This window comes from Methanosarcina thermophila TM-1 (genome assembly GCF_000969885.1).
In the GTDB taxonomy this organism is placed as follows: Archaea; Halobacteriota; Methanosarcinia; order Methanosarcinales; family Methanosarcinaceae; genus Methanosarcina; species Methanosarcina thermophila.
The window spans coordinates 2,400,780-2,421,877 of record NZ_CP009501.1 but is presented as its reverse complement, the minus strand read 5'-3'; the positions used below and the strand labels follow the sequence as shown (position 1 = coordinate 2,421,877).

The 21,098-nt window shown below is 38.2% G+C and carries 19 protein-coding genes, 1 pseudogene and 1 CRISPR repeat array; of the genes and pseudogenes, 17 read left to right on the top strand and 3 right to left on the bottom strand.

All coding sequences use genetic code 11. The features are described 5' to 3' along the window. Nucleotides 1-391 precede the first annotated feature (391 nt). The 6 genes and pseudogenes from MSTHT_RS14590 to MSTHT_RS15215 all read left to right on the top strand — a co-directional run bounded on the left by MSTHT_RS14590 (nucleotide 392) and on the right by MSTHT_RS15215 (nucleotide 5,986). The gene (locus tag MSTHT_RS14590) at nucleotides 392-541 is read left to right on the top strand and encodes a hypothetical protein (RefSeq protein ID WP_156149751.1); all 150 of its coding nucleotides are present in this window, start codon (nucleotides 392-394) and stop codon (nucleotides 539-541) included. Between the two features lie 117 nt (nucleotides 542-658). Then, on the top strand, nucleotides 659-1,045 hold the full coding sequence (locus MSTHT_RS13810; protein ID WP_231588257.1) for a GNAT family N-acetyltransferase: 387 nt from the start codon (nucleotides 659-661) through the stop codon (nucleotides 1,043-1,045). A gap of 451 nt (nucleotides 1,046-1,496) precedes the next feature. Next, a CRISPR array of direct repeats spans nucleotides 1,497-3,747; the repeat unit is 37 nt; unit sequence ATTCGAATGCAAGATCCATTAAAACAAGGATTGAAAC. A gap of 421 nt (nucleotides 3,748-4,168) precedes the next feature. After that, complete coding sequence (locus MSTHT_RS10450) at nucleotides 4,169-4,426, top strand: hypothetical protein (RefSeq protein ID WP_048167732.1); 258 nt, start codon at nucleotides 4,169-4,171, stop codon at nucleotides 4,424-4,426. A 121-nt stretch (nucleotides 4,427-4,547) separates the two neighbouring features. Continuing rightward, entirely contained in the window at nucleotides 4,548-5,702 is a 1,155-nt protein-coding gene (locus tag MSTHT_RS10445; protein ID WP_048167731.1) for a radical SAM protein, read from the top strand. Between the two features lie 13 nt (nucleotides 5,703-5,715). Then, nucleotides 5,716-5,802 (top strand): annotated as a pseudogene (locus MSTHT_RS15530) (SPASM domain-containing protein); the annotation flags it as partial. Nucleotides 5,803-5,836: 34 nt separating this feature from the next. Continuing rightward, nucleotides 5,837-5,986 carry a hypothetical protein gene (locus MSTHT_RS15215; RefSeq protein WP_231588076.1) on the top strand — a complete coding sequence of 50 codons (150 nt, stop codon included), beginning with the start codon at nucleotides 5,837-5,839 and terminating at the stop codon, nucleotides 5,984-5,986. A 314-nt stretch (nucleotides 5,987-6,300) separates the two neighbouring features. On the opposite strand, the gene MSTHT_RS10435 is transcribed toward MSTHT_RS15215, so the two are convergent. Beyond that, entirely contained in the window at nucleotides 6,301-6,792 is a 492-nt protein-coding gene (locus tag MSTHT_RS10435; RefSeq protein ID WP_231588075.1) for a stage III sporulation protein AH, read from the bottom strand. Between the two features lie 175 nt (nucleotides 6,793-6,967). On the opposite strand from MSTHT_RS10435, the gene MSTHT_RS10430 reads away from it, so the two are divergent. The 8 genes from MSTHT_RS10430 to cmr6 all read left to right on the top strand — a co-directional run bounded on the left by MSTHT_RS10430 (nucleotide 6,968) and on the right by cmr6 (nucleotide 14,117). Then, nucleotides 6,968-7,234 carry a hypothetical protein gene (locus MSTHT_RS10430; RefSeq protein WP_052721877.1) on the top strand — a complete coding sequence of 89 codons (267 nt, stop codon included), beginning with the start codon at nucleotides 6,968-6,970 and terminating at the stop codon, nucleotides 7,232-7,234. 119 nt (nucleotides 7,235-7,353) lie between these two features. Beyond that, nucleotides 7,354-8,028: a CRISPR-associated endonuclease Cas6 gene (locus tag MSTHT_RS10425; RefSeq protein ID WP_048167728.1), complete on the top strand. Its 675-nt coding sequence runs from the start codon at nucleotides 7,354-7,356 to the stop codon at nucleotides 8,026-8,028. A 47-nt stretch (nucleotides 8,029-8,075) separates the two neighbouring features. Beyond that, the gene (gene cmr1, locus MSTHT_RS10420; protein ID WP_048167727.1) at nucleotides 8,076-8,921 is read left to right on the top strand and encodes a type III-B CRISPR module RAMP protein Cmr1; all 846 of its coding nucleotides are present in this window, start codon (nucleotides 8,076-8,078) and stop codon (nucleotides 8,919-8,921) included. Next, nucleotides 8,918-10,690, top strand: coding sequence for a type III-B CRISPR-associated protein Cas10/Cmr2 (gene cas10, locus MSTHT_RS10415; protein WP_048167726.1), 1,773 nt, complete (start codon nucleotides 8,918-8,920; stop codon nucleotides 10,688-10,690). The genes cmr1 and cas10 overlap by 4 nt, the downstream gene beginning before the upstream one ends. Next, complete coding sequence (gene cmr3 / locus MSTHT_RS10410) at nucleotides 10,690-11,769, top strand: type III-B CRISPR module-associated protein Cmr3 (RefSeq protein WP_048167725.1); 1,080 nt, start codon at nucleotides 10,690-10,692, stop codon at nucleotides 11,767-11,769. The genes cas10 and cmr3 overlap by 1 nt, the downstream gene beginning before the upstream one ends. A 28-nt stretch (nucleotides 11,770-11,797) precedes the next feature. Then, nucleotides 11,798-12,742: a type III-B CRISPR module RAMP protein Cmr4 gene (gene cmr4 / locus MSTHT_RS10405; protein WP_048167724.1), complete on the top strand. Its 945-nt coding sequence runs from the start codon at nucleotides 11,798-11,800 to the stop codon at nucleotides 12,740-12,742. Between the two features lie 15 nt (nucleotides 12,743-12,757). Beyond that, the gene (cmr5, locus tag MSTHT_RS10400; protein WP_048167723.1) at nucleotides 12,758-13,186 is read left to right on the top strand and encodes a type III-B CRISPR module-associated protein Cmr5; all 429 of its coding nucleotides are present in this window, start codon (nucleotides 12,758-12,760) and stop codon (nucleotides 13,184-13,186) included. Continuing rightward, nucleotides 13,170-14,117, top strand: a complete 948-nt coding sequence (gene cmr6, locus MSTHT_RS10395; RefSeq protein ID WP_052721876.1) for a type III-B CRISPR module RAMP protein Cmr6 — start codon at nucleotides 13,170-13,172, stop codon at nucleotides 14,115-14,117. The genes cmr5 and cmr6 overlap by 17 nt, the downstream gene beginning before the upstream one ends. 78 nt (nucleotides 14,118-14,195) lie before the next feature. Here the strand turns inward: cmr6 and MSTHT_RS10390 are convergent, their stop codons facing one another. Then, nucleotides 14,196-15,572 (bottom strand): TIGR02710 family CRISPR-associated CARF protein, encoded by a 1,377-nt coding sequence (locus tag MSTHT_RS10390; RefSeq protein WP_048167722.1) that lies wholly within the window; start codon nucleotides 15,570-15,572, stop codon nucleotides 14,196-14,198. Nucleotides 15,573-15,952: 380 nt separating this feature from the next. Here MSTHT_RS10390 and MSTHT_RS10385 point away from each other — a divergent pair, with 380 nt between their 5' ends. Genes MSTHT_RS10385 through MSTHT_RS14585 form a run of 3 tightly spaced genes read left to right on the top strand, consistent with a single transcriptional unit; the run spans nucleotide 15,953 to nucleotide 17,778 of the window. After that, on the top strand, nucleotides 15,953-16,435 hold the full coding sequence (locus MSTHT_RS10385; RefSeq protein WP_048167721.1) for a hydrolase: 483 nt from the start codon (nucleotides 15,953-15,955) through the stop codon (nucleotides 16,433-16,435). 23 nt (nucleotides 16,436-16,458) lie between these two features. After that, nucleotides 16,459-17,541 carry a class I SAM-dependent methyltransferase gene (locus tag MSTHT_RS10380; protein ID WP_181952225.1) on the top strand — a complete coding sequence of 361 codons (1,083 nt, stop codon included), beginning with the start codon at nucleotides 16,459-16,461 and terminating at the stop codon, nucleotides 17,539-17,541. 48 nt (nucleotides 17,542-17,589) lie between these two features. Continuing rightward, nucleotides 17,590-17,778, top strand: coding sequence for a hypothetical protein (locus MSTHT_RS14585; RefSeq protein WP_048167720.1), 189 nt, complete (start codon nucleotides 17,590-17,592; stop codon nucleotides 17,776-17,778). Nucleotides 17,779-17,833: 55 nt separating this feature from the next. On the opposite strand, the gene alaS is transcribed toward MSTHT_RS14585, so the two are convergent. Next, nucleotides 17,834-20,620 carry an alanine--tRNA ligase gene (alaS, locus tag MSTHT_RS10370; RefSeq protein ID WP_048167719.1) on the bottom strand — a complete coding sequence of 929 codons (2,787 nt, stop codon included), beginning with the start codon at nucleotides 20,618-20,620 and terminating at the stop codon, nucleotides 17,834-17,836. Nucleotides 20,621-21,098 lie beyond the last annotated feature (478 nt).

The following is a 21,098-nucleotide window of genomic DNA, read 5'->3' as shown; positions in this document are numbered from 1 at the left end:
CTAACTCGAGAAGTACAGGATCTGATTTTTCAGGAGTTCGGTATTGAATACAGCTCAAAAAGGTCTGGATTACTCTTCAAAGTTTAAAAAGAGCAGGTGAAAACAATTAATTGATCCTTGACTCAAAGTTATTTCTGTAATTTTGAATTTGAAAATTATCATTTTCTGACCATGAAAAAGTAATTCTGAAATTTTTATTTAAGGTTGAGTTATAAAAACAGATTAATAAATGCAGACAATTTGAGAAATATAAATAGTTTGAGAAATATAAATAGTTTGAGAAATATAAATAGTTTGAGAAATATAAATAATTTGAGAAATGTAAAAAATAAAATATCGGAAAAAGATAATGAAAATAAAATAAAAACTATAGTGTTTTTATTTATGAGGCATGATATGTTTGAATATTCGACAGGCAAAAATTGAAGATGCAGAAGAAGCGGCAGAATTAATTTGCATGGCCTGGGGAGAATGTGCTTATGTGCTCGCAGGTTCTAATAATCAGAAGGATGCACAAGAGGTTATAAAGAAATTCTATTAGCAGCCAGATAATATTTTAAGTTATCAAAATATCTATGTCGCTGAGGTACGTAACCGCACAGCAGGCTTGATTTTATCATTTCCTTCAGACAATTTTCCACGTTTGAGTAAGCTTTTGGTGGAAAAACTTCCTAAGCTATATAAATCCGATGCTAAGGATTATCAAAGAAAAGTAGTCCCCATGTTAAAAACAAAAGAGGCGGAACCTGGCGAATATTATATAGATTCACTTGCCGTTTATCCACAGTACCGAGCATGTGGGATTGGAAGTAAATTGCTAAAAGCAGCTGCTCTCAAATCTCATAAACTTGGCATTTCTAAAATCTCATTGATTGTTAAACCCGAAAACAAAGGGGCTCTAAAATTATATAAAAAGCATGGATATTCTGTAAGAGGGAAACTGAAACAGGCTGGTACGAACTTTTTGAGCATGGTTAATCTAATTAATCCGACTGGAAAATCAAGCAGTAAAAAGGCATTGTTCAGTAAATTGTTATTGTTTTAGGTGTAGTTGAACACCCCTTTCCCCATTTTTTAATCTTCTGCTATTATCAGCCTTCTTATCCCATTTTTAACCTACGAGCAAGGCTGCGAATCAAAAGATGCACAAAAAATCGAGATTTAGATCTGTTTTATTCAAAAACTCTTTTTAAGGCTCAATGAAATTTGGAGAAAGCCTAAGAGCAAGAAAGTTTAGTAACGGAGTTGTTTAAATATCATCGTCTTTGAAATGTTAAAAATTACTATATAAACTGTTCTTTGAATTTATCTAAGATGACTTTAGATACAAAAGTTTAATAAAAAGAAAGGCGTATACTGAGATATTTCCAAACCTCTAAAAAACGCTGTTTTTCTTGTATTTATAAAGGGTTTGATAATATCCCAACAAGAAATTTAGTTTTAATATAGTAGTAATCTCAGGCTTTTTCTAGCCAAATAGAGGAAAAATTTCCCCTATTCGAATGCAAGATCCATTAAAACAAGGATTGAAACCCGATTTTGCAGCTACCGTGATATAATCAGTTTTAGTATTCGAATGCAAGATCCATTAAAACAAGGATTGAAACTAACACTTTACACAGGAGGTGAACCGTGAAAAAAAGATTCGAATGCAAGATCCATTAAAACAAGGATTGAAACAGTTCTCGAAGCTCTTTTTTCACGGTTTGGATTGACATTCGAATGCAAGATCCATTAAAACAAGGATTGAAACGTCATTAATTCCAGAGCATCACGTTTGTTTTGCAAGATTCGAATGCAAGATCCATTAAAACAAGGATTGAAACTGAAAGTTCCTGAATATTCGTACTCTTTCGTTGATATTCGAATGCAAGATCCATTAAAACAAGGATTGAAACCAGATCATCCATGATGCACATCAGGCAGCAGTACAGGATTCGAATGCAAGATCCATTAAAACAAGGATTGAAACAGGCTGTTATGGAGGCTGAATAAATGCCTCTCACTGATTCGAATGCAAGATCCATTAAAACAAGGATTGAAACTACCTTTCAACTTAATGTATCTACAATTATCAGTTTTATTCGAATGCAAGATCCATTAAAACAAGGATTGAAACTATCATCTCTGCCTGGAAGAAGCTGCGAAGCGGGGCAGGATTCGAATGCAAGATCCATTAAAACAAGGATTGAAACTACTCAAGTCGCCGAAAATGATACCGTTATCCTGCCATTCGAATGCAAGATCCATTAAAACAAGGATTGAAACTCCTAATTTTAAGATTAATCCGTCCAAGCTGTCTGGTGATTCGAATGCAAGATCCATTAAAACAAGGATTGAAACCTGCCTGGTAAGTCTCATCCGCCGAATTCTTCATATCAATTCGAATGCAAGATCCATTAAAACAAGGATTGAAACGAGCTCCCTGAAGAAGTCGCACAAAAGTTTGAGAAATTCGAATGCAAGATCCATTAAAACAAGGATTGAAACTAAACGGCTTCTAGATGATACTACAAAGAAGAATAAATTCGAATGCAAGATCCATTAAAACAAGGATTGAAACTATTCAGCAAGTAAATTGAGAGATGTTATATTATGGTATTCGAATGCAAGATCCATTAAAACAAGGATTGAAACAATATTAGGGATGCCTAATTAACGGTTAGGTTCTCTGAATTCGAATGCAAGATCCATTAAAACAAGGATTGAAACGTTAAGATCGGCTGCGGTAAGTGTCTTAAAATCTTCTGATTCGAATGCAAGATCCATTAAAACAAGGATTGAAACCACATGGTTACACTTCTACCGATAGCGAAAAGGATTTATTCGAATGCAAGATCCATTAAAACAAGGATTGAAACTTTGCTTCGTTGTCGTTGCAGATATAGACCCGTTTAAGGATTCGAATGCAAGATCCATTAAAACAAGGATTGAAACCTGTGTGAAAGTGTCCGTTCCTGAATTCTACCGATACATTCGAATGCAAGATCCATTAAAACAAGGATTGAAACATCCTCAGGACCCCAGCCGAGTACACACGCCCATTCAGATTCGAATGCAAGATCCATTAAAACAAGGATTGAAACATATTAAGAAATTAGACTGATAACGATCTCAAGGGATTCGAATGCAAGATCCATTAAAACAAGGATTGAAACACCGAATAAATAACCATCTCGGTGTGGAAGTCTGTATTCGAATGCAAGATCCATTAAAACAAGGATTGAAACTCATTTGTGAAGCGAGAACAGTAGCATCATTATACGATTCGAATGCAAGATCCATTAAAACAAGGATTGAAACCTGTTTGACCGATTTTAAAACTCATCTTTTTTGGCTATTCGAATGCAAGATCCATTAAAACAAGGATTGAAACCATAGTCAAACATTGAGTTGTACAGGTTTACATTTCTATTCGAATGCAAGATCCATTAAAACAAGGATTGAAACCATGTCCGCCGCCAATCTCCGTAAGAAGGCCAGTTTATTCGAATGCAAGATCCATTAAAACAAGGATTGAAACGAAATAAACGTCATTGCTGTAACGAGAGCACCTTCTGATTCGAATGCAAGATCCATTAAAACAAGGATTGAAACTTCTTGTAATCGTCTTTGGTGGTCTCGCCTGGGAATATATTCGAATGCAAGATCCATTAAAACAAGGATTGAAACCGCATGAAAAATAAATAGACGAGTGCTGGCAGTTTGATATTCGAATGCAAGATCCATTAAAACAAGGATTGAAGCATTTTACTTCGTAATGTTTTTGCATGGAGATATCATATTCGTGAACAAACCTATCAGATCTGTCAGATACTATATATTAATTGTCGAATGAAATAGAATTCAGGATAACCTTCTGAAAATAAGATCCTGTAATGTACCTGATATAGTCTAAGTATATTGTCAGATATAATATACACAAGCATGTAGGCTAATATAAGATACTTATAATCCTGAAGATTTATTCTTTACTTTTCTTATATAATTACACGTATAGGGGTTTAGCAGAGCTTATGCGATTGGATTTAAAATAATGGTTTTAGACCTTTAAATTATTAAATTTACATTAAAACCTTAATGTCTATGTGCTTGTTTTTGAGCTTCAATTGCATAAACTCTGTTTATAAAAAGGACAGACTATACAAATAATTGGAGGGGTATTAGAGTGAAGGAACGTGAAATACCAGGGCTTATAGAGCTGAAGATGGAATTTGAAAGCAAGCTGTCAGGCATAAAAGAGTACCAAGAGTTGAAAGCTGAGTTTGACAGGAGTGCCATGGGCTTGATAAAAGAGGCGATTCGTAGCAAAGGCATCAGATTAGAAAGCGGACGAACCCCTGGCAGTCAGCCATCTCTTGCTGTGGGCTGCGGCTTCTGTGAAGTATGCATAACTGCCTGCACTGACTGCGTAGCCTATTCTTAAAAGGAAGCGATCAATTAGGGATAGATGGGTACAAAACCCCTTATCCAACTATTTTTACCCAAAGCTTAACCAAGGGCTCACATTTGACGGAATGATTTGACGGAATGATTGGAGACCTGACATGCTGAAAGATGATAATTACCTCAAGCTGAAACCTGAATGGGTTTTAAGAAACGACGGTAACAAGGTCATACTTTACCTAACCTCCACCAAGAACATAGAATACCAGATATTAGATCCAGTAACAGCCACGGTTATAAGCCTGATAAACGGCAGGCGCTGTGTAGGGGATCTGACAAAGACAATAGGCTTCCTGTTCGATATATCCACAGACTCATCCAGATCACTATTAGAAAACATAGTTAACGTGCTCAACGATAAGCTAGAGAAAATCGATGTACTTGACGTTCCAGACACCACGGCTGTAGAATATAATCCTCTGGATTTCCTCGTATCCCCGGAAGAGTTCGTATGCCAGCACAGGCTAGCCAGGCCCTTGACTTTGATGCTGTACTTCAGCGGCTGGTGCCAGACAAACTGTATCTACTGCTATGCAGATCTTACTAACATGCGTAAGCTTAATCACATGTCCCTGGGACAATGGATGGAGATAATGGAGCAGGCCAGGGATCTCGGCATACGTATGCTCCAGCTTACAGGGGGAGACCCGATGAGTAGACCGGACTCAGCGGAGTTTCTGGCAAAGCTTACAGAGATGGGATTCATATTCCTGGCATCTACAAAGTGCTATGTCAGTCTGGATGATGCTAATCGACTGGCTGAAGCTGGATGGAATAACCCCGTAAATGGCGTCAACAGAGAATTTCAGGTCAGCATTGATAGCCCGGACCCGGAAACAGCTGATCGTTTAATGAGGTGTAAAGGCTACCTCAGCAGAGCGACAGAGACGCTGCAGAATCTCATGGATGCAGGCATAGAGCCAAAAGTCAAGGCCGTTTTAACCCCAATCAATTACCATCAGGCCTATGATCATGTCGAAACCTTTTCTGAGCTTGGTATTAGAAACTTCCAGTTCACCAGCTATGCAAGAAGTCACTACCGTCATGATGATCATCTGTTCCTCACTGATGAAATGAAATTGAAGGCTTCAGATCTCTTGAAAGCTGCAAAGGAGAGCTGGCCTGACCTGATAATAGAAGGAGATGCAGTAAAGTATACTCTCCCTAGTCCTGAGAGCCAAAAAGAGAGGAGAAAAAAAATGGGAGTCCAGAGCAGGTTGTTCTGCAGGCAGAACTACGCTTGGGATCGCACCTGATGGAAGCGCTGTATTGTGCGAACAGATGCCCCTTGATGCAAAGTACTTCTTTGGAGACCTTAAAAGACAGTCGATAATGGAAGTCTGGAACTCCCCAGAGCTTCTCAGATTCATCTGCCCGCCGAGGGAGAATTTTGTCGGCACCCCGTGTCAACTCTGTACGGATTTCAATAATTGTATCCATGATAAAGGCTACTGCTTCAGAGATGCATTATTCGCCTACGGAAGAATACACCACCCACCGCCAGACTGTCCCCAGACGCCGGTGGGAGCTTACAGATTAACCTGAGATGGCTGTTGATAGAAGTTAATAATTTGGAGTAAATAAAAACATGGCCGAAGGACTGCAGGGATCTCAATCCAACTCCGGGATTTTATAATCAGCAAAATTTCTGGATAGTTATGGAGATAAAAAAGAATTCAAAAGAACTCGAATAGTTACTTGCCACTGTGGGTTTGTAACTACCGGGTTTTCTATAAAATTGATGAAGAAGAAAAGAAAGTACATATCTTCGATATTTTGGCCGCTGAACAGGCACATAAGAAATATAGAAGATATAAGCTGCTGTAAAAACAAGAATTGAAACCTCGATCTTCATCAATACCAATTAGACAGGGTTTTAAACGCCCCGCTTGCTTTTCTTGCCTTAAGGCCTTCTATGTTCATGATTCTGTCGATCTCAGACTCGTCGTCGCTAAGAATATAGCTAATATTTTCATGAGCTGTGTTTACTAGCCATGGTTTACCATTCTTATAAAAACTCAAGTCTTCGAGAGGCCATATCCAACTACTGTAAAGTGAACTTGAAACCTCTTTTATTATCTCTCTGGCTTCCGGACTGGCACGGTAATAATAAACATATGCAAACTGGTCACATAGTATTGTACCTGGCCATTCTGATTGCTTTTTCATTTCTATTAAATGATCATTTAGCTTTTCCAATATGGATTTACCCTTATCGTCTAATTTAGTTTCTTCATGTACAACGAGAGTAAACCTATCACATAAATCAAAAGCCAGATCAATCAGGTGCCTATAAACATCGTTTTTAGGTTCAGAAGTAATATCTATCACATATCTCCTGTACATCAAGTTCTCTCCGTAAAAGTTTATTTGTAAGACTATACCATGCAAATACGATTAAATCATTAATTATTCAAAGGAGTCTTTGAATTATGCAGACATATTCTGGCAAAAGACAACATTCTGTTTAAAATTATTTAGTTATTAAGTATATAGTTCTTTCTCTGTTTTATTAATAAGTTTGGAGGAAAATGGGACAGGAAGTAGTATAAGAGTTATACCCACTGAAGAGTCGATTGAAAAGATAAGTGAAAGCATAGAAGAGATTGAACGCACAGAAAAAGAAGACTTTGTCTATAAAGAAGAAGATAAGTCGCTCAATAATAAGATCAAAAATATATACAAAGTTATTGTTCTCTGGATAAACTGTTACAAGCATACGGATTGTGCGGCTGGAATTGAAAATATTGAGCGGAGTCTTGGCGAGAAAATACAAAACGTTATTTAAATATATACGAAGATTTTATTTTGTTACAGATTCTCTTCTATAAATATCAAAATGTATATATGATAAGAGTAATAATATCAAAATTAGAAAAGATATTATTAAAAAATTATCCATATTTCATGACTCAGGAAAATATTAAACTCAAGACTCTTGAGATGACTTTTGAAGGACCAGAGGAATTCAGGGGTGATGCAAATCAGATCCGCGGTTTCTTTGCGTCAAAATTCAATGAATACGACCAGCTCCATAACCATAATACTGACAGATTTTATTACCGCTACCCTCTGGTACAATATAAAGTTCTTGATAGGATACCACTTGTAGTTGGCATAAATGAAGGAGCAGAAATTTTGAAAGGTTTATTTGACAAATTTGATACCGTCACCCTTCCTCATCAAAATTTTGAAATCACAGAGCGGTCTCTGAGGCTTAAAAAACAGGATTTCGGCCTGACAAAAAGCCTTTACTTTTACGAATTTCTCACTCCCTGGCTTGCTCTCAACAAAGAAAACAAAGAGAGGTTCTTTGAGACTAGAAACCCTGAAGAACAAAAGGAAATCCTCAGGAAGACGCTTGTGGGAAACCTGCTCTCTATGTCAAAGGCTTTTGGATATACAGTTCCTGATACCATAAAATGTGATGTCAATGTGGAGATCAACCGTTCAAAGTACAAAAATCTGGATTTTACTTCTTTTACAGGCGGTTTTATGACCAATTTTCTGATTCCGGATTTTATTGGGATAGGAAAGGGAGTTGCAAAAGGGTTTGGGACTGTGAGGAAAATAAGGATGTGAAAACTCAATCGATATAAGTTTAATAATTTTATTTTGGAGGGCACGAGTTGGAAATAGAAAAAATAAAATGTAAAATTATTACTCCTCTTCTCATGACTGGGGCAGATGGTCGTACTCCAGAGTTAAGACCTCCTTCAATTAAAGGTATGATGAGATTCTGGTGGAGAGCTGTAAACGGACATTTGTCCCTTGAAGAATTAAAAAAGAGGGAATCTGATCTTTTTGGTGCGAGCAATGAAAAAGTAGGAAAATCCAAGATCAGGATTCGGATCCAAAGTGGGGAATTAGACCAAGGCAATTACTTCTTGCTACCTCATAAGAATATGGGACGTGTTAAGGTTATATCTCCTAATCAAGATCTTTCAATAATTTTATCGAGCTATTCTAATATTCAAGATTATAGCGATATTTTAAACCTATGTCTTATTTTGGGCGGATTTGGTAAAAGGTCTCGGCGAGGTTTTGGGAGTTTAGAGCCCGAGGATATCAATCTTGAAATTGAAGATATCTTAGAATTAATCAATCGTGTAGGCTCGAGCAATTATGACATGAAGGGTGAGAAGATAGTTTTAAAGGAAAGCTTCCTCCAAGAGTCTCAATACCCCTATTTAAAAGAAGTAATTTTTGGAGGAGAATATGAGAAGTGGGAGGAAGTACTTGAGAGTATAGGAACAGCTTCAAGCAAATGTTGTAATCGCTCTTTAGGATTTACTTCATCTAAAGGCAGGCTTGCTTCACCAATATATGTATCAGTATTGAAAAACTCAAATGGAAGGTATTTCCCAATTATCTCAACTTTGAACACAGTCTTTAATAAAGATTCTACTAAAAAAGCGAACTTCTCGGTTCAGGATAAGCTGGTTCAGGATAAGTTCAAGGCGATGATATTATGAGTCAATTTCTTTTTCTTTTTACAATAGGACCGGTTCAATCTTATATTTCCCAAGCCAGAAAAACACAGGATCTTTACGCAGGAAGCTTCCTATTATCACATCTATCAGATGCAGCGATAGATGAATTGAGTAGATTAGTCGACTCATGCGATATAATATTCCCAGATAAAGAGATAGATTCTAAACCAAGTCGTTTTATTGCCAAAATTGAATGTGAAGATCCTGAAAAAATTGGCTCTGAATTGTGCAACTTTGTCCAAAATGAATACAGGAAAATATGCGGAGATATAGTTGTAAAATTAAATTTAAATATTCCAGATGGTTTTGGCCAGCAAATAGACAATTTATTGGACTTACACTGGATTGCATTGGACTTTAAAGAAGGAGATTATGCTTCAAAATTTAGTGAGCTTGAAAGTTATTTAGGAGCAGTAAAAAATATACGCCGTTTTCAACAATTTCAAGAATCTGGCAGAAAATGCTCACTATGTGGTGAAAGAAACGTACTCTTTTATGGTGGTGACGAGAAGAGAGCATATGTTCAAGATGCGAAAAAAGTAACCCACGTTTCTAACAAATTTATTAGTGATGGAGAGGGTCTATGTGCAGTGTGCCTTTCCAAACGCTTTGCTGGCGAACATTTTAAGAAAAAATATCAGAGAAATTATCCATCAACGGCTGAAATTGCATTAATGGATACACTCTCAAAACTTGATTCCTCGCTATTAAAAGAGTATAAGAGTTTTTTTGGTAAAGACTTTGATGAACAGCTGTACTTTAAAGATAATTTGACTAAAAAATACTTTGAAAAAAATGGAATTAAAGCCGATCCAGAAGTTAGCTTGGAAAAATTAGCTAAAATCACAAACACTGCAGAACAAATGGGATTAAAATTTTCAAACTATTATGCTTTGCTTTGTCTTGATGGAGATAACATGGGGAAGTGGCTCTCTGGAGAATTTTTGGAAGACAAGGGGAAATCAGAACTTGAGAGATTTCATAGTTATCTGACGGAAAAACTTGGTAGATATGCAAATGAAGTAAAAAACATTGTTGATTCAGAAGTTAATCCAAAAGGTAAACTGGTTTATTCAGGTGGGGATGATGTTCTTGCTTTTATCAACCTTAATTATTTGTTACCTGTAATGAAAGAATTAAGGAAGAACTTCCCAGCATTTGAAGAATTTTCTTACATAAAACAAGGAAAAAAATCATCGGCTTCATGTGGTGTTTGCATTGCTCATTACAAAACGCCCCTTCAGGAAGTCCTTTCATGGGCAAGAAAAATGGAACATGAGGCGAAGTCGATTGATGGCAATAATGAGAAAGACGCGTTTGCAATTGCTGTGCTCAAAAGATCTGGAGAAATACACAAAACTGTATTCAAATGGAAGTATGGAACTTTCGATACTATCGAAGTTTTAGAAGAATTAATTAACCTTTTAAGATCCCCAAATTCTTCAGGAAATCCATCCTTTTCAGATAGTTTTGTAAAAAAACTAAATGAAGAATTTAATTTATTAATGGATGAAAATGGCAACTATTCCGAGTTTAAACTGCTCAAGACTGAGATTAAAAGATTAATAAGTAGGTCCTGTATGATGGTTAAGAAAACAGGAGAAACAGAAACAGATTTTTACACCAGAAAAGAGCAAACAATTGAAGATATAACAGAGAAGTTATATGCATTAGCTAGAGAAAGCAAATCTTTGGAGAACTTCCTGTCTCTTTTAAATACTGCGGTTTTTATTGAACGGGGGTCTAATTAATGCTGATAAAAATTGATCCTTTGGATACAATTTTCTTTAGAGATGGAAAACCCTTCTCTATGGGAGAAGACAGTTGGGGAAATTGCATATTCCCGCCTTCTCCCTCAGTAATATACGGTGCTATAAGGACTGTTTATTTTTCAAATCACATTGATCTGCTTGAAAAAGCAAACACTGAAGAAGACCCTACTAACAATCTGGTAATAAGAGGGATTTACTTCTTAGATAATTTAGAAAATAAGAATACTTTGTATTTACCATTGCCTCTTGATTTGGTCCAAAAAAAGGATGTAGAAGCTGAGATGGAAAATGAAGTAAACCTTCTTTCTCTTGTTGAGCTAAAACTGAAAAGTTCCTGTCCTACTTCTCATGTTTTGAAAGGAGATCAAGGAGTACAAGCTATTGATAATGGTCTGATAAGTGGGGAATTATTGAAAGGGTATCTATCTTGTAATAGCAAAAATTTTTCCATTCTACGATTGAATTCGAGAGTTATTACTGAGCCGAAGATAGGTATAGGCTTGAGCGGAGAGACCCACACAGCCGATGAATCTAAAATATACAGGGTGGGTATGAAAAGACTAAAAAATCTCAGCTTTTTGGTTGAATTTGAGGGTCTGGAGATTCCTGAGAAGGGCTTGCTAAAATTAGGGGGAGAAGGTAAAGCTGCTTCTTACGAAAAAATTTCGGAGCAATTAATAAATTGTAATTATTCTGAAAAGAATCTCAATAAAGATATTGAAAAATTCAAATTATATTTGTCAACTCCTGCAATCTTCCACCAAGGATGGCTCCCCTCTTGGATAGATATGAATAGTTTAGAAGGTAAGTACAAAAATTTGAAATTTAAGTTGTTGACGGCTTCAATCGGAAAATATCAGAACATTGGAGGCTTTGACCTTAAACAGAAGAAACCCAAACCTATGTGGAGGGCTACTCCTGCTGGGAGTGTTTATTACTTTAAAATTATCGAAGGAGATATCAAGGAAATTTATTCTTTGTTCAATAAACAATCAATTTCAGACGAGTATGCTAAACAGGGATTTGGTATAACATTTGTTGGAAAAGTAAATGAATAAAAAATAAATTCGGATTACTGGTGGGAAAATGTTCAAAAGAGTAAGGCCTTTTTTCTTGACTGTAGAAACCCCTCTCCATGCTGGAAGTGGTACTGACCTTGGTGTTGTAGACTTACCCATTCAAAGAGAAAGACATACCGGGTTTCCTAAATTTGAGGGCTCCGGTTTAAAAGGAGGGATAAGAGAAGCATTTGAAACTAATCATGCTGAAATAAAAGTAAATTCTCAGGAGGTCAAAATATCAGATAAAGATGTTATTTCACTGGTTTTTGGGCCGGAAAATGGAGATGATCATGGATCTGCAATTGGTTTTACAGACGCTAGGCTTTTACTCTTCCCAGTGAAATCAATGAAAGGAGTTTTTGCATGGATTACATGTCCAAAGGTATTAGGGCGTTTTATTACTGATCTCAGTCTAGCTAATGTCCAAGGAATTCCAAAATTGCCAGAAGAGAATACAGTTCCAGATGACTGTAAATTATTATTTGAGGGGAATAAGGTCATCTTAGAAGAATACACTTTTGAAGTGAAAATGGATGAGAAATGCTCAAAGTTTGCTCACTGGCTTTCAAAGAATGTGATTCCAAAGGGTCAGATTTTCAATTACTGGACACAAAAACTGCAAAAAGATCTTGTTATTTTGAGTGACGATGATTTTAAAGATTTTGTAAATCTTTCAACTGAAGTGATTACAAGAGTCAAGATCAATAACGAAACTGGAACTGTCCAAACAGGCGCTTTGTTCACTGAAGAATACCTTCCAAGTGAAACTATTCTTTACTCTCTGATTTTAACAAGTCCCATTTTTGTAGGTAAAGACAAAAACAAAAAAGTTTTTGCAAAAAATAACGGGAAAAATGAAGAAGATTTGGTGATGGAGTACTTTATCAAAGGACTACCTCCTGTAATCCAGCTGGGAGGAAACTCTACTATTGGCAAAGGAATTGTCAGAACCAGAATAATGGATCTCTAATGGGGGTAGCATTGGATGAGTGAAATAAGTACAAGAAAAGGGCTTGAGCAGGGAAGAGCGAAATTTGCATATGAGAAAGCTTTGGAAGGGAGCAAAGAAGAAAGAAAAAAAGAGTATAAAGCCTACGTAAGAAAGATACCAACATTGATTAAGACTAATGGACTGGGTGAAACTTTTGCTTTTGTAAAAGCAAAGAAAGTCAAAAGGGCTGAAGAAACTGATAAGCCGGGCTATGCCTATTATTTAATATATGACCAGACTTCTCAGTGGTTAAAAGAAAGTGGGTTTTTAAAACAAGAAAAAGATCTGGTAGAATGGATAATTTCACTTGATTCTCCAACTTATCGCGCTGTCACAAACGAGGTTTTATCCCTCTTTAAATGGCTTTCTCGTTTTTCAGAAGGACTAATTGAAGGAGAACCCGAAGATGAAAAGCAAGTCTAAGTCCACTCATCCTAATTCCAATGGAAAAAAACGTACTGAAAATAATTCTAGGAAAAACAGGCGCAACAATGAGTATTTTGAATATATCATGCCCTCGGATACTAGAAAGTTAATTGAGGGAAATATTGGCTCAATTGACAATTATGCTTTAAAATTAAACAAAGCCTCTCCTTTTGACTATAAAGAGGAGAAATTTAAGCTTTTTGAAAAGGATAAGAAAGATGTCTTGATAAACATCGAACCCAATTTTTCTGGCATAAACTTTTCGGCTCTTTCAGATAGATATAGAGACAGCCTCAAAAAATTAGGTTTAGAAGTTAAATCAGGCATCTATAAAATTGATTGGAAACTTGCAATTGGTCTTGGGAATGAATCCGTTTATGAAACATCGATAAAGCTTCATCACATATATGGCATCCCATACATTCCTGGAAGTTCAATTAAGGGCGCTATTCGAAGTCATATAATTTTAGAGAAATTCGGTAAAGATAAAAATGGAAACCTTGATTTAAAAAAGGCTGAAGCTCGTGCATTAGAAGATCAAGAATTCTGTGATATATTCGGGTGTCCAAAAGAGAGTTTATATGAAGAAAGCAGGCAGGGAAAAGTGATATTTTTTGATGCTTTACCCTTATCCAAACCTAAAATTGAACCTGAAATAATGAACCCTCATTTTTCTGAATACTATTCTGATAGTTCAAACACGGTACCTCCTGCTGATTATCACGATCCAAAGCCCATATTCTTTTTAGTTGTGAAAGATACGAAATTTGAATTTACAGTTGGATCAAAAAACACAAATTTGTTATCAGTTGCCTACGATTGGATGAATAAAACTCTCAAAGAACATGGTATTGGGGCTAAAACTTCTGTTGGATACGGGTACTTCGAGGAAAATATTGATTTAGAATCTACTATAAAAAATGTTTAAAAATTAAATAGAAAAATTGGAAATATAAAATACACTTCAAAAAAAGAAATTAACTCATGCCTGAATACAAAGATGCAGTTAAGGTGTTAACATAGAATAAGCTTTTGTTGAGAAACAATCCCGATTTTCCTCTCTTAAATTTTCCAACAATTTTTCTGCGGTCGCAAATTGGTTTCTTTTAGCGTACCTTTTCCCTAAAGTATTGAGAAAAGGATCAAGAACTTCTTTTACAAAAGCTTCATAGAATATTTCATATTGTTCATTGGAAATCGGGGTCATTCCATGTGCGAATAGCGATTTATTGCGGATGGAAAGAGAATTAATTAGCTTCTTCTGGTTTCTGATATAAAGCTTCCCCAGTTCATCTTCTGAGTTTAGCTTATTCAAAAGTTCATAACTATTTCGAAGTCCTATTTCTACCTTCCCATTTGCTCCTTTTCTGGCTTCGTATTCTGCTTTTAATGCATCAGGAAGCCTCTCAAGATCTACATTCCCAGTATCGATCGAATAGTTCTTAAATAAATGAATCTGCACAAGCATTTCCATTGCTCGGTACAGCCTTCCGACAGCATCATCGTATCTGCCTTGACTTGCCCGTCGCTCTGCATTCAATACAAGATCCTCAACGAGTTCATACCCACAACCCTTTGGGGATAAGCTAATTCCCTCAACTTTACAATTATTCAACCCTTCATCAAATCTGATTCTACTATTCACCACAGCCTCTAAAAACATAATATTTTCAGGAGCAACTCCACGGTTTTGGTACAATAGTTCCCATGCTTTAACGTGATCAAAATGATCCCAAGCTAAATAAGCTCTTGAAAACAAAAAAAGCCTTTGGATTTTTTTATCGAAATCTTCTGGAATGTCAGGAACCATAATGATCTCGTCAAAAATAGTTAAAGCTCCCACATAGTCGTATCTGTCTATTAATTTTTTAACCTGTTCAAATTGCCTATTGAGAAAAGCAAAATTTGCCTGAGTTAATTTTATTCGCTGAGTTCCATCCTGAACTTTTATAAGATCATTTCTCTTACCTGATACTACACAAAGCTTAATACCACAAAAATCATGAGATGCTACAGCAAGTCCTCCAGACATTGATTTCGTTCCGCCTGTATAATCCACAATTATTTCAGTGTTTATATTATCCCGCAAGATCTCGTTTAGAATTTTAAGGCTATCTACATAGCAGTCATTTAAACTGTCTTCGTTTCTAATAAGATGAATGAAAAACCGTTTGTTTTTCTCATTTTCAGCTATCCCACATTGTGTTAATACATTCGGCTGATCTGGATTCTCCGGATCCTTTCCGCAAACTTTTCCCTCTCCATCAATACTTTTCTTACTATTTTCTGAACAGAGAAAATGTATTATATCAGGCCTATTTTGTCGGATTGACGTAACTAGAGGGGCACAAGAGCCTCCTACTGTCATAACGAGTACTTTCATATTTTTACCTCCACAAGTTTACCTTAACCCAGTAATGAAAATTTTCAGATTTAATCTGTTCAAAATAGTTTGTGTATAACCCAAGCCTTAATCTTTGTCTCAGTTGAGCTTGCTCGCAAATGAGCCTATTATTCAAGCTTTTAACAAGAAAGCTACAACAATGCATCTTAACAGCTAACTTTTTGACAAAAATTTTCAAATTATTCATAAATACAGAAGAATACTTTTTTAATTATTTAAGCTTTTTGATATCTTTCATAACAAGTTTTTGTTTCAAACAGTTGTTTACAGAAATAATTCAAATTAGGTCTCACCAACCAAAATCTAAAAACCAAAACCTAAAATAACCTTAAAAGTCATTATTAACAGGGTGAAAAATTATGAGCAGCCAAATTCAGACTCAGGAATGTTGTCCTCGATTCGACCCCGTCCCCTGGGACGGAAAACTCTTTGAATGGAACAATAAAAGATTCATCAAAGATTCGGTTACCACACAGTTTTATATGCCTCTAAATTTTGGAGAGGTAATAACAAGGATGAGCGAGAAAGTCACCAGGGCTGGTGCAGAAATGCCGGATTGGCTCTGCCTGTCAGACCATACCTCGGAAAGCAATATGGACCTTTACTTGGCTGTCGATAAAGAAGTTGACGGCGCCGAAAACGTAACACTCAGCGGGAAATTTCTGAGCAAAGTGTATGAGGGAGATTTCGAGAAGACTGCAGAATGGTGCAGCGACTTTGAAAATTATGCAAAAAGTAAAGGGCTTGCAGTCAAAAAATGGTATATGTGGTACACCACCTGTCCCGCCTGTGCTGAAAAATATGGGAAGAATTATGTTGTAATTATTTCTGAAGTGGAATAAAAATTCAACTATACTTTTTTCAGTTGCCTTTAAATCCCATAACCTATCTACTATTCCTGATCGACGTGGCAAGGAAAAAGCAATTTGAGAAGCCCCTGCATGGGGATAAGGAAAGCCTTCGCTTTGCGACCCCTGAGCCCATTGCCCGCTACAGGGCGCAGCGCCTGAGAGCAAGAACTCTTGCCGATATCAGTTGCGGGATAGGAGGGCAGACTGTTTTTTTTGCACAGCAGTGCGAGTTCGTGTATGCAGTGGAAATCGACCCCAAAAAAATCGAGTATGCAAAACAGAACTGCGCGATGTACGGGCTCAACAACGTTAAATTCATTTGCGGGGACGCCCTTGACCCGAAAGTAATAGAGCAGATTCCGGCTGTTGATGTGATATTTTCGGATCCTTTCCGTCCGGCTGAAGAAAGCAAAAGGCAGGTCTCAAGCCTTGAGCCGGGAATTCCGAATGTGCTGGCTGCGTATGGAGAAAAGACCAGGAATTTCGCTTTTGAAGCTCCTCCCCAGATGCCGCCTGAAAGGATTCCTTTCGACTGCGAAAAAGAATACATCTCACTGGATGGGCAACTCAACCGGCTTACCCTTTACTTCGGCGGGCTGAAACAGCATGACCGCATGGCTGTGGCTCTGCCTGCAGGGGAAGGGCTGGTTTCAAAATACGGGATGCTTCCGCAGATAAAAGAAACCGATAAAATGAAACTCTATGCCTATGAACCAGAGCCGTCGGTGGTTGCAGCCAAATTGCTGCCTGAACTTGTGGAATCCATGATGCAGGTGGCAGGGCCGTTTATGGGGGTTTTCGAACTCTTCAGGGTTGACAAGAAGAGGCTTCTATTAACCTCGGATGCCCTGATAAAGCAGGCTATGATCAAAAATCACTATCTTGTGCTTAAAGTCTGCCCCTTTGAACCAAAAAAAATTAACAAATTCCTTAAAGACCGGAATATAGGAAATGTTGTGCTCAGGGCAGGCGTAAAACCCGAAGATTACTGGAAAGTCCGGAACGAAGTTGAGAAGGGTCTCGAAGGAAATAAAACCGTACATCTCTTTGTAAAAGATAGAACTGCAATCCTTTGTGAAGTTATTTTTAACGAATGAAAAAGTGTTGGCCGGGGATTTGAGAGAAATAGAAAATCTGTCAAAGAATTGGAAAAACAAAAATTAGAAAAAAGAAAAGAAGAAAACAGAAAAAGAAAATTGGAAAAAAGAAAAGAAAAAATAGGAAAAGAGAATTTAAAAAGGGAAGAAGAAAACAGGAAAAAAGAATCGAAAAAAGGAAAGAAAGAACAGAAAAAGAAAATTGAAAAAAGAGAAGAAGAAAATGCCGGGATTTAGAAGCCCGGTACTCTCAGATTTTACTCTCAGATTTACCCGTTGACTTCCTTTCAATTTACCTGCAAGCTTCCTTGTAGACGGTTTCTTTTACAAGTTCTAGCCCACGGGCAAGTGCATCCTGAATTCTTGAAGGGTCAGTTCCACCGCCCATAGCAAGGGCAGGCTTTCCGCCTCCGCCTCCGCTGACAAGCTTTGACATTTCGCGGACAAGGGTGCCAGCATTGATTCCGCAGTTAAGGGCTTTTTGCCCGGCAGATGCTACGAGTTTGGCTCCTCCTACATCGCTTGCAAGCAGAGTTACCACATCTTCGTGTTTCAGGAATTCAGTGGCGATTTTCTGGAGTTCGAGGGAATCGGACCCTGGAATGAATTCGGCAATGACCTTAAGGCCTGCGGTCTCATAAGCTTCTCCCAGCAGCTTGTAAACCCTTGCACGGGCAAGTTCTTCCTTGAGTCTCTCATTTTCCTTCTTGAGGTCTTTCCATTCCCCAAAGAACCGCTCAACGCTTGCAGGAAGCTGCTCAGGAGGCACACTCAGAATTTTTGCCGAATCGGTAAGCAGAGAATCTATCTTCTGCATGGCGCGTACGGCTGCAGTTCCAGCCGCAAACTCGATCCTTTCCACGCCATCCTGAATTCTCTCGGTTTTCAGGATTTTGATCGGGCCAACAACACCTGTGCTGACACAGTGCGTACCTCCACAGGCTTCAACATCGTCTCCGACTTTTACTATCCTGATCTTATCTCCTGGAGGCACTCCGCCCTGATAGAGCCCAAAACCGTACTGCTGCTCGGCTTCTGTTCTTGGCATCCATTCCGTAACAACCCTTTTGTTTTCCATAACCGTGAGGTTTGCCAGAAGTTCGATTTGACGGATTTCTTCAGGGGAAATATGCTTATAATGCGAGAGGTCAAGCCTCGAATGATCCTCAAACTTCTGGGCACCTGCCTGCCAGATGTGTTTTCCAAGAACCTTCCTGGCTGCATCGTTTACTATATGAGTTGCCGTGTGGTGCCTGGCAAGGGTCATCCTGCGCCTTTCATCCACCTTTCCGGTGACAATATCACCTTTGGAAATCTCAAGCTCACCATCAGGACTTTCTACAGTATGTACAATTACGCCATCGTATACCTGGACATCCACTACCTTGTATACTACATACCCGGCAGTAATTGTCCCGAGATCTGAAGGTTGACCTCCGCCTTCAGCATAGAAGAATGTGTTATCCAGCACTATATTGTTATCAAAAACGTCCAGCACAACAGCTTCAAATTCCATGCGTGTTGGCTCGTCATAGAAACTCCGCTTCGTCTTCGGGAGGTGTTTAATGCGGTCTGCAAATGGAACAATGTCCTCTTCCTTTTCTTCTGCCTTGTTATGCAGCTCACCGATCAGGGAATAGAAATTGTCAGGGAATTCCACATCTACCCCGATTTCGGCTGCAACTTCTTTCGCCATCTCGGGCGGGATTCCGTGAGAATCGTAAAGTTCGGTTAACTGGGAGAGAGGAATTTTTCCTCCGGTTTTCTTGAAGTGGGATGCTGATTTCTGAATGATCCTGCGTCCTCTCTCCATTGTATTGTTAAATTTCTCTTCTTCCAATTCCAGGATATCCTGTATGATCGGGAAATTATCCCTGAATTCGGGGTACTCAGGCATGTTTCTTATATGCATATCCACAATTTCAGAAAGCGGGATACGGATATCAAGATCGTCCATCATGCGCAAAGTCCGCCTGAGGACAAGCCTTGCAAGGTATCCTGCTTTTACATTCGAGGGAATAACTCCATCCCCAAGCATGAAAGTCAGACAGCGTGTATGGTCAGTAATCGCATAGACCTTTTCTACAGGTTCCATTATAGCCGAGAGTTTATCCACGGTCATTCCAATGCTAGAGGCAACCTGTTTCCTTAATTCCATAAGGTTTGCCTTCTCACTGACATCCATAAGCCCTGCAAGCCTTGCATTCTGAGCCAGGATGTTTGCATACTCGGAATTATCCAGTTCATGCTCGAGCCCTGCAAGTCCCATAAGTTCGTTCACTATGCCAGGGAAAAGTGCATCATAAATTGTAGGGGAACCCTTTGAAGCCCAGACGAAACGCTCAAGCCCGTATCCCGTATCCACGATGTAATTGTCCATCTTCGAATATGTCTCGCCCTTGATCAGGATATCGCCTTTTTTATCGGCTTTCAGATCCATGAAAACAAGGGTAGCAAGCTCAAGCCCGTGAACAATTACCTCGACACAGGGTCCCGCATTTCCTCCGCCTGCCCAGGGTTCTTCCTTGTAACTTACGGCAAAGGGGTCTACTTTAAGTGAGTTCAAGAGCTCGTCGCAAAGTTCCAGGGTATGTTCTTTCCAGTAAATCTCGTGATCCCTTTTATTGAAGGCGTGATGTGCCATCATCTCAAAATTTGTAAGATGGCGTCCACTTCTGCCCACTGAGTCCAGGTCGTTTAAGCGAATGCAGGGCTGGGAGATCGTGAGAGGATTTGCAGGTGGGGGAACCTGCCCTGAGGTTACAAAAGGCTGGAAGTCTGCAATAGATGCAATGGTAAGATAAATGTCGTCCCTCCAGCGGGCAACTACAGGGTAACGATCAATCCTTGTATGCCCTCTCTCCTCAAAAAAGGAAAGATAATACTCACGCATCTGGGAGATATCAAATTCCCTGGAAAATACCGGGTTCCCTATAAAGGAATAAGGATCACAGGGCGCATCTCCGCATGTCTCTCTATCAAGATCGCGTGTCCAGAAGAACTTGCCACATGACGGGCACTGCTTCCGAACGAACCCGTTGTTTTTGAAAAATTCAAGTTGATATTCATCTTCAAGCATAACAATCTCTCCGGAGGGTGGGGGTTTGCTCTGCCCTGGTGTGTCTGATAACAAAAGGAGAAATACCCCAACTCAACCGTTTCAAGAAACTTCCAGGCACTTTAAGTGCACATACGGTGGAAATTTAAGTTTATTTCGGTAATTTTTGATTCATCCATTAACTTTTGTACAAGACATAGGGGATTAACCGGAAATAATGAAATGTCCGTAAATGATGTACTACCAAGTTAGCAACTTGATGTCACCTTTGCAACATAAATAACTTACCAAGATAACAAAATAATAATTTTATATTAAGTAGTTTCATACATACAGATCTTAACCTATACAGATAGATCTTAACCTATACGATATTCTATACAAAAACCTTATTCTTCATTTTAAAAAGCCGGGAGCTATTTTTATTAGAACATAGATAGGCAGTATACTAGGTCTGTTAAAAATCAGAGTCGGGAAAAAGGTGTTTCTGCGCCTTATT